The sequence below is a fragment of the Roseateles sp. P5_E1 genome, from assembly GCF_054049335.1.
In genome coordinates this window covers 1-13498 of record NZ_JBFUMN010000026.1, presented here as the reverse complement: position 1 = coordinate 13498, position 13498 = coordinate 1, and the positions used below count along the sequence as shown (strand labels likewise).

General features: G+C 67.7%; 14 protein-coding genes. 8 read left to right on the top strand and 6 right to left on the bottom strand.

Going from position 1 to position 13498, the window contains the following annotated elements:
* The first annotated feature begins 60 nt into the window (after positions 1-60).
* The 6 genes from ACXJKJ_RS18605 to ACXJKJ_RS18580 all read left to right on the top strand — a co-directional run bounded on the left by ACXJKJ_RS18605 (position 61) and on the right by ACXJKJ_RS18580 (position 6363).
* Positions 61-1398 (top strand): M48 family metallopeptidase, encoded by a 1338-nt coding sequence (locus ACXJKJ_RS18605; RefSeq protein ID WP_082532559.1) that lies wholly within the window; start codon positions 61-63, stop codon positions 1396-1398.
* 142 nt (positions 1399-1540) lie between these two features.
* A complete protein-coding gene (locus tag ACXJKJ_RS18600; protein WP_457391545.1) occupies positions 1541-1888 on the top strand; it encodes a YciI family protein in 348 nt (115 codons plus the stop codon).
* 35 nt (positions 1889-1923) lie between these two features.
* Positions 1924-2868: a TolB family protein gene (locus tag ACXJKJ_RS18595; RefSeq protein ID WP_457391543.1), complete on the top strand. Its 945-nt coding sequence runs from the start codon at positions 1924-1926 to the stop codon at positions 2866-2868.
* On the top strand, positions 2865-4421 hold the full coding sequence (locus tag ACXJKJ_RS18590; protein WP_457391541.1) for a polyamine aminopropyltransferase: 1557 nt from the start codon (positions 2865-2867) through the stop codon (positions 4419-4421). The genes ACXJKJ_RS18595 and ACXJKJ_RS18590 overlap by 4 nt, the downstream gene beginning before the upstream one ends.
* Before the next feature lie 59 nt (positions 4422-4480).
* Positions 4481-4738 (top strand): hypothetical protein, encoded by a 258-nt coding sequence (locus ACXJKJ_RS18585; protein ID WP_056195613.1) that lies wholly within the window; start codon positions 4481-4483, stop codon positions 4736-4738.
* 38 nt (positions 4739-4776) lie between these two features.
* Complete coding sequence (locus ACXJKJ_RS18580) at positions 4777-6363, top strand: flavin monoamine oxidase family protein (protein ID WP_457391539.1); 1587 nt, start codon at positions 4777-4779, stop codon at positions 6361-6363.
* Here ACXJKJ_RS18580 and speD read toward each other — a convergent pair.
* The 6 genes from speD to ACXJKJ_RS18550 are packed head-to-tail and all read right to left on the bottom strand — an operon-like array spanning position 6321 to position 12164.
* Positions 6321-6707, bottom strand: a complete 387-nt coding sequence (gene speD / locus ACXJKJ_RS18575; protein WP_457391538.1) for an adenosylmethionine decarboxylase — start codon at positions 6705-6707, stop codon at positions 6321-6323. The two genes, ACXJKJ_RS18580 and speD, sit on opposite strands and share 43 nt — an antisense overlap.
* A 1-nt stretch (position 6708) precedes the next feature.
* A complete protein-coding gene (moaD, locus tag ACXJKJ_RS18570; protein ID WP_394326315.1) occupies positions 6709-6966 on the bottom strand; it encodes a molybdopterin converting factor subunit 1 in 258 nt (85 codons plus the stop codon).
* Positions 6963-8171 (bottom strand): molybdopterin molybdotransferase MoeA, encoded by a 1209-nt coding sequence (locus tag ACXJKJ_RS18565; protein ID WP_457391536.1) that lies wholly within the window; start codon positions 8169-8171, stop codon positions 6963-6965. Before ACXJKJ_RS18565 ends, moaD begins: the two co-directional genes overlap by 4 nt.
* A complete protein-coding gene (gene thrC, locus ACXJKJ_RS18560; protein ID WP_457391535.1) occupies positions 8164-9555 on the bottom strand; it encodes a threonine synthase in 1392 nt (463 codons plus the stop codon). The genes ACXJKJ_RS18565 and thrC overlap by 8 nt, the downstream gene beginning before the upstream one ends.
* A 12-nt stretch (positions 9556-9567) precedes the next feature.
* A complete protein-coding gene (locus ACXJKJ_RS18555) occupies positions 9568-10914 on the bottom strand; it encodes a homoserine dehydrogenase (RefSeq protein ID WP_457391533.1) in 1347 nt (448 codons plus the stop codon).
* Positions 10915-10937: 23 nt separating this feature from the next.
* Positions 10938-12164 carry a pyridoxal phosphate-dependent aminotransferase gene (locus tag ACXJKJ_RS18550; RefSeq protein WP_457391531.1) on the bottom strand — a complete coding sequence of 409 codons (1227 nt, stop codon included), beginning with the start codon at positions 12162-12164 and terminating at the stop codon, positions 10938-10940.
* A 19-nt stretch (positions 12165-12183) separates the two neighbouring features.
* Here ACXJKJ_RS18550 and ACXJKJ_RS18545 point away from each other — a divergent pair, with 19 nt between their 5' ends.
* Positions 12184-12672 (top strand): Mth938-like domain-containing protein, encoded by a 489-nt coding sequence (locus ACXJKJ_RS18545; protein WP_235531919.1) that lies wholly within the window; start codon positions 12184-12186, stop codon positions 12670-12672.
* A 143-nt stretch (positions 12673-12815) separates the two neighbouring features.
* Complete coding sequence (locus ACXJKJ_RS18540) at positions 12816-13295, top strand: peroxiredoxin (protein ID WP_056195593.1); 480 nt, start codon at positions 12816-12818, stop codon at positions 13293-13295.
* Positions 13296-13498 lie beyond the last annotated feature (203 nt).

The following is a 13498-nucleotide window of genomic DNA, read 5'->3' as shown; positions in this document are numbered from 1 at the left end:
CGCCTCCGGGTGCGGTGAGCGTCGCCACAATCGCGCGCCGCTTCAAATCAGGAGGCCTTGATGAAGACATGGTTGACCGCAGCCACCCTGGCGCTCAGCCTCACGCTGGCCCACGCCGCAGACGATGCCGCGCAGGCCCAAGCTCAAGCTCAGAAGGCCGATGCCACCGCCCAGGCCTCGGGCTTCAAGATCCGCCCCGTCGACGATGCCTGGCGCGCCGCCCTGCCGCGCGATGCCGAGGCCGCCACCCAGGCCTATATGGACCGGCTGCCCGCCGACGTGGTCGCCAAGTCCGATGCCTACTACACCGGCGGCTACTGGCTGCAGCTCTGGGAGATGCTGTTCGGCCTCGTCGTTGCGGCCATCCTGATGAGCGGGCGCCGCGCGGCGCGCCTGCGCGACCGGGCCCTGCGCGTCGGCGGCGGGCCGGTGCGGCGCGACATGCTGTTCGGCGCGACCTATGTGCTCGCCTCGGCCGTCATCACCCTGCCACTGGCCCTCTACAGCGGCTGGTGGCGCGAACAGGCCTATGGCATGTCGACGCAGACCCTGCTGGCCTGGCTGGGCGAGGCGGCTCTCTCACAAGGCCTCGACATGCTGATGATGGGCATCGTTGTCGCCGGGCTGTACGCCGTAATCCGTCGTGCCGGCGAGCGCTGGTGGATCTGGGGCACAGCCGCTGGCATTGCCGCCCTCATCGTGCTGATCGCCATCTCGCCCGTCCTCATCCAGCCGCTCTTCAACACCTACAAGCCGGTCGAGGACGGCCCCGTCAAGACGGCCGTGCTGCAGATGGCCCACGCCAACGGCGTGCCGGTGGACAACGTCTACGTCTTCGACGCCTCCCGGCAGACGACGCGCATCAGCGCCAATGTGTCCGGCATGCTGGGCTCGGCCGCCGTGCGACTGAACGACAACCTGCTGCGCCGCACCTCCGAGGCCGAGATCCGCGCCGTCATGAGCCATGAGCTGGGCCACTATGTGATGAACCACATGGCCAAGAACATCGCGATGCTGACGCCGCTGCTCTTCGTCGGCTTCGCCGTCGCGGCCTGGGCCATGAAGCGCCTGCTGGCGCGCTTTGCCACCGCCACCGGCGTGAGTCGCATCGACGACGTGGCCGGCCTGCCGATGCTGGTGGCCGTGTTCTCGATCTTCTTCACGCTCGCCATGCCCATCAACCACACCATCACCCGCGTCCAGGAGATCGAGGCCGACCGCTTCGGCCTGAACCTGTCGCGCGAGCCGCACGGCTTTGCCGAGGCGCAGCTGCGACTGGTGGAGTACCGCAAGGCCGACGCCGGTGCGCTGGAGGAGTTCGTGTTCTTCCACCACCCGACCACGCGCAACCGCATCCTGGATGCGATGCGCTACCGCGAAGCGATGGGCACGCCGTGACGTGAAGCCCTCGTCCAAGGAGTACCTTGGCCGGTCTCCCGAGGGGACGGCGATGCTTGCGGTATTGAACCGCAAGCACATCGCCAGCGCGGGCCGGCCAGATGAACTGGAGTCGGATGGCCTCAATACAAAGACAACTGCAATGCCATCGACCCATGACTTCGCCGCACTGACCGCCAACGCCCTCGAGGACTGGACGCTGTTCGCCATCCGCTTTCACGACAAGCCAGGCGCCGGCGAATTGCGGCGCCAACTGCTGCAGGCTCATCTGGAATGGGTAGCCGCGAACGCCGCCCAGGTGCGTGCAGCCGGCTCACTGCGCGAATCACCTGAGGCAACACCAGTTGGCGGCCTGTGGGTGGTGCGTGCACCGGACAAGGCCGCCGTCGAGGCTCTGATCGCCACCGACCCCTTCACCACCGGCGGTTTGCGCGCCGGCTGGGATATCTTCTACTGGAGCAAGGCCCTGCCTCAGCCGGTGTCGTTCTAGACTCGCGGCCCGCTGAACGACTGCACTGGCCAGCCATGACCTTCTCCGTCCGCGGCCTCGCCCAGGCCCTGCTCCTCGCGATCGCCCTGCCCGTTTCGGCCGCCGATGCACCACCCGACGTGGCCATTTTCGTCGCACGGCTCGACGTCGCCACGGGCAAGGTCAGCGACACCCGCAACATCACGCCCGGCAAGGGCAACAACTTCCAGCCGGCCTTCACCCACGACGGCTCGGCCGTCGTCTACACCTCGGGCCGCACCGGTTCCAACAACATCTACCGCCACGACCTTGCCAAGGGCACGACCGTGGCCGTCACCGCGACGACCGAGAACCTCTACTCGCCGACGCCGCTGGTCGACGGCAACGGCTTCTCGGCCATCCGCGTCGTCACCGCGGACCCGGCCTACGGCATCGAGATGAACGAGCCCTCGCTGTGGCTCTTCGGCTGGGACGGCAAACCCGTCGCGCCGGTCGTACCGACCAAGCGCATCGGCTACCACGCCTGGGTCAACCCCGACCAGTTGGCCGCCTTCATCGTCGACGACGTGCCGGAGCGCAACAACCACCGGGCTGTACTCATCAGCCGCACCACCGGCCAGCAGACGCTGCTGACCGCCAAGCCCGGCCGGTCGCTGGGCCGCACGGCCGACGGCAAGCGCGCCCTCTTCGTCGACCAGACTGACCCGGCCCACTGGCGCATCTGTGCGATGGGCGCAGCTGACAAGGCGCCGCAGGTGCTGGTGGAGACGCCCGTCGGCCCGGAGGGCGAAAAAGACGCCAACCGCAGCCAGTACTTCGTGGCCCTGCCCGATGGCTCGATGCTGATGGCGCGCGGCAATCTGTTGCTGCGCTGGGATGGCAAGCTGGGCGGCAGCTTCCAGGCCTTTGCCGAACTCGCCGACCTGGGCGGCGCCATCCGCAACATCGCCGCCAGCCCGGACGGCAAGCGGCTGGCCTTCTCGGTGCTGCTCAAGCCGTGACCGAGCAGCAGCCCACCGCTCGCGCTTCACTGGCCGAGCTGCTGCTGCTCGCCAGCGTCTTCGTCATCGCCGCCTGCGGCCTGGTCTACGAGCTGGCGGCCGGCGCGCTGGCCAGCTATCTGCTTGGCGACTCGGTGCTGCAGTTCTCCACCGTCATCGGCGTCTATCTCTTCGCCATGGGCCTGGGCTCCTGGCTGTCGCGCTTCGTCGAACGCCAGCTCGTCGGCGTCTTCCTGCAGGTGGAGCTGCTCGTGGGCGTCATCGGCGGCCTGATGCCGGCGGGCCTGTTCGCCGTGCACAGCCTGCTGCCGCCGGGTGAAGGTGCGGCCTTCAAGACCCTGCTCTACGCGCTGGTGCTGCTCGTCGGCGCCCTGGTCGGGCTGGAGATCCCGCTCGTCATGCGCATCCTGAAGCGCCACTTCAGCGCGCGCTACGGCCTGAAAGACCTGGTCTCGCAGGTGCTGACCTTCGACTACCTCGGCGCCCTGCTCGTGGCCCTGGCCTTCCCGCTGGTGCTGGTGCCCCAGCTCGGCCTGGTGCGCACGGGCATCGCCTTCGGCCTGCTGAACGTGGCCGTCGCGGTCTGGGCACTGTGGATCTTTCGCGCCGAGCTGCGCGCGCGCCGCAGCCAGGCCATCGCCTGCGGGCTGTCGGCCGTGCTGCTGCTGGCCGCCCTGCTCGGCGCCGATGCGCTGACGCGCTGGTCCGAGGAACGCTTCTACGGCGAGCACATCGTCTTCAAGCAGAGCAGCGCCTACCAGCGCATCGTCGTCACCGATGGCGGCGGCGGCACGCGGCTCTTCCTCAACGGCAACCTGCAATTCCACTCGCGCGACGAGTACCGCTATCACGAGGCCCTCGTGCATCCCGCCATGGCGGCCCAGGGGGCCCCGAAGCGCGTGCTGGTGCTCGGCGGCGGCGACGGCATGGCCGTGCGCGAGATCCTGAAGTACTCGAGCGTCGAGCAGGTGACGCTGGTGGAGCTGGACCCATTGATGACCGGCCTGTTCACGTCTACGCCGAAGCTCGCGGCGCTCAACGGCCATTCGCTTTCGTCGCCCAAGCTGCGCATCGTCAATGCCGATGCCTTCGGCTGGCTGGAACAGCACGCCGAGGTTTTCGACGTCATCGTCATCGACTTCCCCGACCCGTCCAATTTCGCCCTCGGCAAGCTCTACACGGCGAGCTTCTACGAGCTCGTCGACCAGCACCTCAGCGCCGCCGGTTACGCCGTCGTGCAGACCACCTCGCCGCTGATCGCGCGGCGCAGTTTCTGGACCGTCGTCACGACACTGGAATCGGTCGGACTTACCGCCACGCCCTACCACGCGCATGTGCCGAGCTTTGGCGAATGGGGCTTTGTGCTGGCCTCGCGGCGGCCCTTCCGGCAGCCAGCGGCCTTCCCGCCCGGCCTGCGCTTCCTCAGCCTGCAGAGCCTGCCCGCCCTCCTCGACTTTCCGCCCGACATGGCGCGCGTGCCGACCGAGGTGAATCGCCTCAGCAACCAGGTGCTGGTGCAAGAGTTTGAAACCGAGTGGGGGCAGGTTCACTAGGCGCGCCTTTTGCCGGAAGATCGGCTCGCCGGCAAAAGACGCTGGCGCAGGAGCCACCCATGCAGACTGCCACCCTGAAGCCCGAAGCCCTGGCCCAGGTCGACCTGCCCTCGACGCCGCCCGGCACCGATGCCAGGAATATTGACAGCATCTATGACAACCTCGTCCACGGCGTCGGCCACGAGCATGTGACCGAAGCCAATGTCGAGGCGCTGATGCAGCGCGCCGCGGCCGACCACCACCCGGTATTGGCCGAAGAGCTGCGCGAATGGCGCTCAAACAGTGATGGCGACGATGTGAAGCCCGTGGCGAGCTGACGGGCGAGGCGACGGCGCAGGCTGCTACCCTGCCGCCCTTGCGCCCGCCCCAGCCCTCTTTTCCCCGCGTCGAAACCACCGGCCCCTCCCGCCGGGCGCTGCTGCTCGGCCTGCTGGCCGGCGGCTGCACGCCCGACGCGCCGGCCCTGCAGGGCGGCTGGGTCGGCACCCATCCCGAGCGCGGCCATCGGCTGCGGGGCGAAAGACCGAAGGCCGACGGGCCGCTGAAGACCACGGGCGTGCTCATCGTCGGCGCTGGCGTCGCCGGCCTGGCCTGCGCGCGTGCGCTGGCCCGGCGCGGCATCGACGACTTCGCCCTGCTCGACCTCGAAGACCAGGCCGGCGGCAACAGCCGTGGCCACGTGCTGGCCGGCGCGCCCTGCCCCCTCGGCGCTCACTACCTGCCGCTGCCCGGCGCCCAGGCGCGTGAAGTCAACGAACTGCTCCACGAGCTGGGCCTGGCCCGTGAACAACTCGGCCGCACGGTCTGGGACGAGCGCCACCTCTGCCACAGCCCGCAGGAGCGCCTCTTCATCGACGGCGAATGGCGCGAGGGCCTGCTGCCGCCGCCGGAGGGCGCCGCGTCGCTGGCGCAGTACCGGCGCTTCTCGGTGCTGGTCACCCAGGCGCAGCGTGAACTCGGCTTTGCCATGCCCAGCCACCGTGCGCGCTGGCGCATCGGGCATGCCGAACTCGACGCCCAGACCTTCGCCACCTGGCTGGACACCGCCGGCCTGAATGACACCCGGCTTCGCTGGTATCTCGACTACTGCTGCCGCGACGACTTCGGCGCCGGGGACAGCACCGTCTCGGCCTGGGCCGGTCTGCACTATTTCGCCAGCCGCCATGGCTTCCATGCGCCCGGTGACGAGGCGGCCGAGCGCGAGCCGGTGCTGACATGGGCCGAAGGCAATGGCTGGCTCAGCGCCCACATCGCCGCGCCGCTGCGCGAGCGCATCCACCTGGGCCGCACGGTGTTGCGCGTGACCGAGCAGCGCCAGGGCGTCGAACTGCTGGCCTGGAACGAGGCGACCGGCGCGCCCGAACGCTGGACCGCCCGCGCCGTCGTCATGGCCGCGCCCTTGTTCGTGTCGGCCCGGCTGCTGGCCGCGCCGCCTGACGCCCTGCGCTCGCTGAAGCAGGCCCACGCCCCCTGGCTGACGGCCAGCATCGCGCTTCGCGAGCCGCTGCTGCAACGCCCCGGCGCGCCACCCTCCTGGGACAACGTGCGCTATGGCAGCGCGGCCCTGGGCTATGTCGACGCGCGTCACCAGTCGCGCGATCCGACGCCGCGCCCGCCGGTGCTGACGGCCTACCTAGCCCTGCCCGAAAGCCAGCGTGGCGAGCTGCTGAAGCAGCCCTGGCAGCACTGGGCCGGGATCGTCACCCAGGAGCTGGCCCAGACCCACCCGGACCTGCCGGCCAAGCTCGAGCGCATCGACCTCTGCCGCTTCGGCCATGCGATGAGCATCCCCGCACCTGGCCTGCGTGGCTCGGCCGAGCTGGCCGCGCTGAACGCCCAGCGCGGCCGCGTCGTGTTCGCACACAGCGACCTGGCGGGGTACTCGGTGTTCGAGGAGGCCTACACCGCGGGCATTGAGGCGGCCGCGCGGCTCAGCCTTTGAACTGCCGTCGCGCGCGGCGCGAACGCCTTCAGCAAGGCATCGAGCAGGGCCTCGGCCTTGGCGCTGTTGTCGGCGCCGTAGTTGCAGACATAGACGTCCAGCGTCACACCGCCCAGCTCGGGCCAGGTGTGCACGGCCAGATGCGATTCAGCCAGCAACACGACGCCGGTGACGCCGCTCTGCTCGTCCTTGGGTGCGAAGCGGTGGAAGAGTTCGGCGACGCCGGTGAGCCCTGAACGGGTCACTGCGTCGCGGCACAGCGCGGCGAGCGCGTCGGCGTCGCGCATGACCGCCAGCGCCGGGTCGACGCCGTGCAGGTCGGCCGTCAGATGCAGGCCCTGCACGTCAGCCTCCAGTGACGGGAGGAAAGAAGGCCAGCTCGTCGCCGTCCGACAGTACGGCGGATTCGGCGCACATCTTCTGGTTCAACGCTGCGCGCACTGCGCGACCACATGCCAGAGCCTCAGCATGGATGCCACCACGTGCCTGCAGCGACTCGCGCGCCACGGCGACGGTGCTGCCCTCAGGCAAGGTGATCGCTTCGCCCTCGCCCAGCTTCTCGCGCAGCGACGCAAAGAACCGCAGTCGGACCGTGATGCTCACGCCAGCAGCTCCGCGAACGGAATGAAGCGCACCGCGTCGCCGGCCTTGAAGGCCTGGCCGGCGGGGTTGTCGAGCAGGCCGTCGGCCCAGAACGCCGAGGTCAAGACGCCGCTGCTCTGGTTGGAGAACATCGCCAGGCCGCCCTCTTCGTCCAGACGCACCCGCAGAAACTCGCGGCGTTTGTCGGGCTTGGGCCAGTCAAAGCCGGCCGCCAGCCGATAGCCCCGCGGCGTCAGGCGCGCAGCGCCTTGCAACTTCAGCAGGAAGGGTCGCACGAGGACCAGGAAGGTCACCAGGCTGGAAACCGGGTTGCCGGGCAGACCGATGAAATGCGCCTCACCCACGCGGCCATAGGCGAAGGGCTTGCCGGGCTTGATGGCGATGGCCCACAGGTCTAGCTGGCCCTCAGCCTGCACGGCGGGGCGCAGATGATCTTCCTCGCCGACGGACACGCCCCCCGAGGTCAGGATGACGTCGGCCCGGGATGCGGCTTCGCGCAGCGCGGCGCGGGTTGCATCGAGGCGGTCGGGCACGATGCCAAGGTCGATGACCTCGCAGCCCAGGCTTTCGAGCAGGGTCCGCAGCGTGAAGCGGTTGGAGTTGTAGATGGCACCGGGCGGCAGCGGCTCGCCGGGCATGACGAGTTCATCGCCGGTCGAGAACAGCGCCACGCGCGGGCGGCGGGTCACGGTCAGCTCGGCGGCACCGGCCGTGGCGGCCAGGCCCACGGCAACCGCGTCCAGCCGTGTGCCGGCGGGCAGCACGACGGCGCCAACGCGCACGTCCTCGCCACGCAGCCGCACATTGGCACCTGCGGTGATGGGCTGGGTCATGCTGACCTTGTCGCCCACCAGCTCGGTGAACTCCTGCATGACGACGGTGTCCGCACCCGGTGGCACATGGGCGCCCGTGAAGATGCGCGCCGCCTCGCCGGGTGGCAGCGGTGCGGGCACGCTGCCAGCGGGAATGCGCTGCGTGACAGGCAATGCCTGGCCCGCATCGGATGCGCGCAGCGCATAGCCGTCCATCGCCGAGTTGTCGGCCGGTGGCACGTCCACCGGCGAGATCAGGTTCGCAGCCAGCACGCGGCCTACGGCAGCGCTCGTCGCCAGCGTTTCGCGTTCAGCCAGCGGCTGGACCTGCGCCAGCAGCGCGGCCAGCGCCTCGTCCAGCGGGATCAGCGGCTTCCTGGGGGCTTCAGACATTGGCGTGAATGTAGGCCTTCACCTGGCCCACATCGGCCGGCATGACCTTCACGCGCTTGGGGAGTTCTTCGATGCCTTCCAGCCCGGCGGGCCGCGGCGGCTCGATGGCCAGGGCCTCGTGGATGGTTGCCGCGAACTTGGCCGGCAGGGCCGTCTCCAGCACCAGCATCGTGACGTTGGGATCGCGCTTCTCCAGCGCCACCTTGAGGCCGTCGGCGGTGTGCGGGTCGATGATGACGCCGTGCTCGGCATGGCAGCGGCGGATGGTTGCCACACGGTCGGCATGCGTGCTGCGGCCGGACACGAAGCCGAAGCCGGCGATGTCGGCATGCTCGCCGCCGCCCAGCTCGAACTGGCTGGCGCCGAAGTGCTGCTTCACGCGACCACCGTCGCGGCCGAGCAGGTCGAAGACGAAGCGCTCGAAATTGCTCGCCTTGGAGATGTCCATCGACGGGCTGGACGTCTCGTGAGTGTCGGCCGTGCTGCGCGGGCGGTAGGCGCCGGTGCGGAAGAATTCGTCCAGCACATCGTTCTCGTTGGTCGCGACGACCAACTGCTTGATGGGCAGGCCCATCATGCGCGCCACGTGGCCGGCACAGACGTTGCCGAAGTTGCCGCTCGGCACCGTGAAGCTGATCTTCTCGGCGTTGCTCTTCGTCGCCTGGAAATAGCCGGCGAAGTAGTAGACGACCTGGGCCAGCAGGCGCGCCCAGTTGATGGAGTTGACCGTGCCAATGCGGTGCTCGCGCTTGAAGGCGAGGTCGTTGGACACGGCCTTGACGATGTCCTGGCAGTCGTCGAACACGCCGTCGACGGCGATGTTGTGGATGTTCTCGTCTTGCAGGCTGAACATCTGCGCCTGCTGGAAGGGGCTCATGCGGCCGTTGGGGCTGAGCATGAAGACCTTGACGCCCTTCTTGCCGCGCATCGCGTACTCGGCGGCGCTGCCGGTGTCGCCCGACGTCGCGCCCAGGATGTTGAGCGTCTCGCCGCGACGGCCGAGTTCGTACTCGAACAGCGCACCCAGCAGTTGCATGGCCATGTCCTTGAAGGCCAGCGTCGGGCCGTTGGACAGGCCTTGCAGCGCGATGTGGTCGCCCAGCCAGGTGAGCGGCGTGATCTGCTCGGTGCCGAACACTTCGGCTGTGTAGACCTTGCGCGTGATGGCGCGCAGGTCGTCGGCGGGGATGTCGTCGATATAGAGCGACAGGATCTCGAAGGCCAGGTCGGCATAGGCCAGGCCGCGCCAGCGCATCAGCGTTGCGGCGTCGACTTTGGGATAGGCCTTGGGCAGGTAAAGGCCGCCGTCGGGAGCGAGGCCTTCGAGCAGGATGTCGGAGAAGCCGCGCTCGGTCTGGTCGCCGCGGGTGGAGATGTACTTCATGTCAGTTCAGGCTCAGGCGAGCTCTTCCTTGCGGATGCGGACGATGGGAGCGAGCACGGTCGGCAGGCCCTGCATCTTGGCCAGGGCTTCGTTCATGCGGCCTTCCACCGTGTCGTGGGTCAGGATGATGAGGTCGGTCTGGCGCTCGCCTTCGCCCGACTCGCGCTGCAGCACGGCATCGATGGAGATGTCGTGCTCGGCCAGGATGGTGGTGATGCGCGACAGCACGCCCGGCTGGTCGGCCACAACCAGGCGCAGGTAGAAGGCCGTGTGCACGTCGGCCATCTCGAGGATGGGTGTGTCGCTCATCGCGTCGGGCTGGAAGGCCAGGTGCGGCACGCGGTGGTCGGGATCGGCCGTGTGCAGGCGGGTCACGTCCACCAGGTCCGCGACGACGGCCGACGCGGTCGGCTCCGCGCCGGCACCCTTGCCGTAGTACAGCGTCGTGCCGACGGCATCGGCCTGCACGACGACGGCATTCATCGCGCCTTCGACATTGGCAATCAGGCGGCTGGACGGAATCAGCGTGGGATGCACGCGCAGTTCGATGCCGCTGGTCCCGGCAGGGACCCCATTTCCATCCATGCGGCGACGCGTGATGCCCAAGAGCTTGATGCGGTAGCCGAGCTGCTCGGCGTACTTGATGTCGGTGGCCTGCAGGCTGCTGATGCCCTCGACGTGGGCCTTGTCGAACTGCACCGGCACGCCGAAGGCGATGGCGCTCATCAGGGTCAGCTTGTGGGCCGCATCCACGCCTTCGATGTCGAAGGTCGGGTCGCTCTCGGCATAGCCCAGGCGTTGCGCTTCCTTCAGCACGGTGGCGAAGTCCAGGCCCTTGCCGCGCATCTCCGACAGGATGAAGTTGGTGGTGCCGTTGATGATGCCGGCGATCCACTCGATGCGGTTGGCCGTCAGGCCTTCGCGCAGCGCCTTGATGATGGGGATGCCGCCGGCCACGGCCGCCTCGAAGGCGACGACGACGCCCTTCTCGCGGGCGGCCTCGAAGATCTCCGTGCCATGCAGGGCCAGCAGGGCCTTGTTGGCGGTGACGACATGCTTGCCGTTGGCAATCGCCTGCAGCACGAGGCTGCGGGCCGGCTCGATGCCGCCGATCAGCTCGACGACGATGTCGATGGCCGGGTTGTTGACGAGCTGCTGCGCGTCGCCGACGCAGGGCACGCCGTCACCGACGATGGCCTGATAGGCCTTGGCGCGCTCGGCGTTGCGGGCGGACACCATCGCGATCTCGATGCCCCGGCCGGCGCGGCCGCGAATCTCGGCCTGGTTGCGCTGCAAGACGTGGAAGGTGCCGGCACCGACGGTGCCGAGGCCGATCAGGCCAACTTGAATCGCTTTCATCGCAGGGCTCTCAGGACAGGAAATCAGGAAGTGTGGCGGCGGCGGTAGCCGGCCAGGAAACGGTCGATGCGGCCAATGGCCTCACGCAGATCATCCACATTGGGCAAAAAGACGAGGCGGAAGTGGTCATGCTCGGGCCAATTGAAACCGGTGCCCTGGACGATCAGCACCTTCTCCTCGGCGAGCAGCTCGTAGGCGAACTGCTGGTCGTCGGCTATTGGATAGACCTTGGGGTCCAGCCTCGGGAACATGTAGAGGGCCGCTTTGGGCTTGACGACGCTGACGCCCGGGATCTGCGTCAGCAGCTCATAGGCCAGGTCGCGCTGGTGGCACAGGCGCCCGGTCGGCGCGACCAGGTCCTTGATGCTTTGGTAGCCGCCCAGGGCCGTCTGGATCGCCAATTGACCCGGCGTGTTGGAGCACAGGCGGAGGGACGCCAGCATGTTCAGGCCCTCGATGTAGTCGCGGGCATGGCGCTTCTCGCCGCTGACGATCATCCAGCCGGCACGGTAGCCGCAGGCACGGTAGTTCTTGGACAGGCCGTTGAAGGTGATGAAGAGCACGTCGTCGGCCAGGGACGCCATGCTGGTGTGCGTGTTGCCGTCGTAAAGCGTCTTGTCGTAGATCTCGTCGGCAAAGATGACGAGTTGGTACTTGCGAGCCAGTTCAATGATGCCCAGCAGCAGGTCGTCCGGATACAGCGCGCCGGTCGGATTGTTCGGGTTGCAGACCATGATGCCGCGGGTGCGCAGGCTGATCTTGGCCTCGATGTCGGCCAGGTCGGGCAGCCAGCCGGCGCCCTCGTCACAGCGGTAGTGCACCGGCCTGCCGCCCGACAAGCCGACGACGGCGGTGTAGAGCGGGAAATCGGGCGCCGGGATCAGGATCTCGTCACCATCGTTGACCAGGGCGTTGATCGCCATCTGGATCAGCTCGGAGGCGCCGTTGCCCAGGTAGACATCGTCCACCGTCACACCCTTGACGCCCTGCTGCTGCGTGTAGTGCACCACCGCCTTGCGCGGCGCGAACAGGCCCTTGCTGTCGGTGTAGCCGCCGGCGTCGCCGAGGTTGCGGATCATGTCCTGCACGATCTCGTCCGGCGGCGTCAGGCCGAACACCGCCGTGTTGCCGATGTTCAGCTTGATGATCTTCTGGCCCTCTTCCTCCATCTGGCGCGCCTTGTCCAGCACGGGGCCGCGGATGTCATAGCTGACGCTGGCGAGCTTGCTGGACTTGGCGATGGGCTTCAAAAGGGGCTCCGGCGCAGCAATGCTGCAGTGCAAGAAGGTGCAAAAAGGGGGATCTTGGAGTTTAAGCAAGGCCCGGGCATGCGGCCTGCCGTTCTGCGCGACACTCGCGCCCGGCTTTTCGCACCTTTTCCCGATGAAGTTCCAGCTTGACGAGCCGCAAGGCGGCAACAGCATTTCGCGCCATGACGCCCAGGGGGTCTGGGTCAACGGCCGGCCGCACACGGCGAGTGTCCTGGTCCCCTGGAAAGGCGACGTGGCTGCCTGGGCGCCTTCGCGCTTCGAGGAACTTCAGCCTGCACATTTCGAAGCGATCAAGGCCTTGAACCCCGAACTGGTCGTCTTCGGCAGCGGCGCCCGGTTGCGTTTCCCGAGCCCGGCCCTGTGGCGTGGGCTGGTTGAAGCGCGCATCGGCTTCGAAGTCATGGACAACGCAGCCGCTTGCCGCACTTACAACGTGCTTGCCAGTGAAGGCCGCAACGTTCTGGCAGCATTGCTCATTGAGGGATGACCTCCGCCGGTCGGGAGACCGGGGAGGCTTTATAATCACGGGCTATTGCTTGCGGGCGCCCGCGTAGATTGTTTTTGTGAAAGGCTTCACAGAGCGATCACGAACCGGGGACCCCGTGAGCACAACTCCTGCTGCACCCCCCAATGACGCCTGCGCTCAACAAACCCCTGCCGGAAATTGAGGCTCAAGCCACCGGCGGCGTGAAGTTCACTGCCAATGCCTTCCTGGGCAAGTCGGTCGTGCTGTATTTCTACCCGAAGGACAACACGCCCGGTTGTACCACCGAGGCGATGCAATTCCGCGACCGCCACAAGGACTTCGTGAAGGCCGGCGCGGTGGTGCTCGGTGTTTCGCGCGACAACATGGCCTCGCACGAGAAGTTCAAGCAGGCCCTGGAGCTGCCCTTCGAGCTGATCGCCGACACGGAAGAAAAGCTCTGCCACATGTTCGGCGTGGTCAAGAACAAGATCATGTACGGCAAGAAGGTCAAGGGCATCGAGCGCTCGACCTTCCTGATCGCCCCGAACGGCATCCTGGTGGGCGAATGGCGCGGCATCAAGGTCGCCGGCCACGTCGACGAGGTGCTGAAGGCCGTGAAGGGCCTCAAGAAGGAAGCCGCCTAAGCCGCACAAGGCGCCACATGACGCGCGAAAAACGCGTTGTTTGCTGACATCGCGGGCCCCCGCGGTATGTGCATAATCAGCTCATGCCCCGGGTCGAATCCTTGTCACAGACTGCAAAGCCGCACTCATCCTGTGCGGCTTTTTGCTTTCTGGAGCCTGGATCGCGTGGGGTTCACTTGTCGCCCATCCGCCGTAAATGCCAC

Excerpts from the sequence above, each read along its gene's own strand:
- ACXJKJ_RS18605 (WP_082532559.1), top strand. The coding sequence starts at position 61 with ATGAAGACATGGTTGACCGCAGCCACCCTGGCGCTCAGCCTCACGCTG.
- ACXJKJ_RS18600 (WP_457391545.1), top strand. The coding sequence starts at position 1,541 with ATGCCATCGACCCATGACTTCGCCGCACTGACCGCCAACGCCCTCGAG.
- ACXJKJ_RS18595 (WP_457391543.1), top strand. The coding sequence starts at position 1,924 with ATGACCTTCTCCGTCCGCGGCCTCGCCCAGGCCCTGCTCCTCGCGATC.
- ACXJKJ_RS18585 (WP_056195613.1), top strand. The coding sequence starts at position 4,481 with ATGCAGACTGCCACCCTGAAGCCCGAAGCCCTGGCCCAGGTCGACCTG.
- ACXJKJ_RS18565 (WP_457391536.1), bottom strand. The coding sequence starts at position 8,171 with ATGTCTGAAGCCCCCAGGAAGCCGCTGATCCCGCTGGACGAGGCGCTG.
- thrC (WP_457391535.1), bottom strand. The coding sequence starts at position 9,555 with ATGAAGTACATCTCCACCCGCGGCGACCAGACCGAGCGCGGCTTCTCC.
- ACXJKJ_RS18555 (WP_457391533.1), bottom strand. The coding sequence starts at position 10,914 with ATGAAAGCGATTCAAGTTGGCCTGATCGGCCTCGGCACCGTCGGTGCC.
- ACXJKJ_RS18545 (WP_235531919.1), top strand. The coding sequence starts at position 12,184 with ATGCTGCAGTGCAAGAAGGTGCAAAAAGGGGGATCTTGGAGTTTAAGC.
- ACXJKJ_RS18540 (WP_056195593.1), top strand. The coding sequence starts at position 12,816 with ATGACGCCTGCGCTCAACAAACCCCTGCCGGAAATTGAGGCTCAAGCC.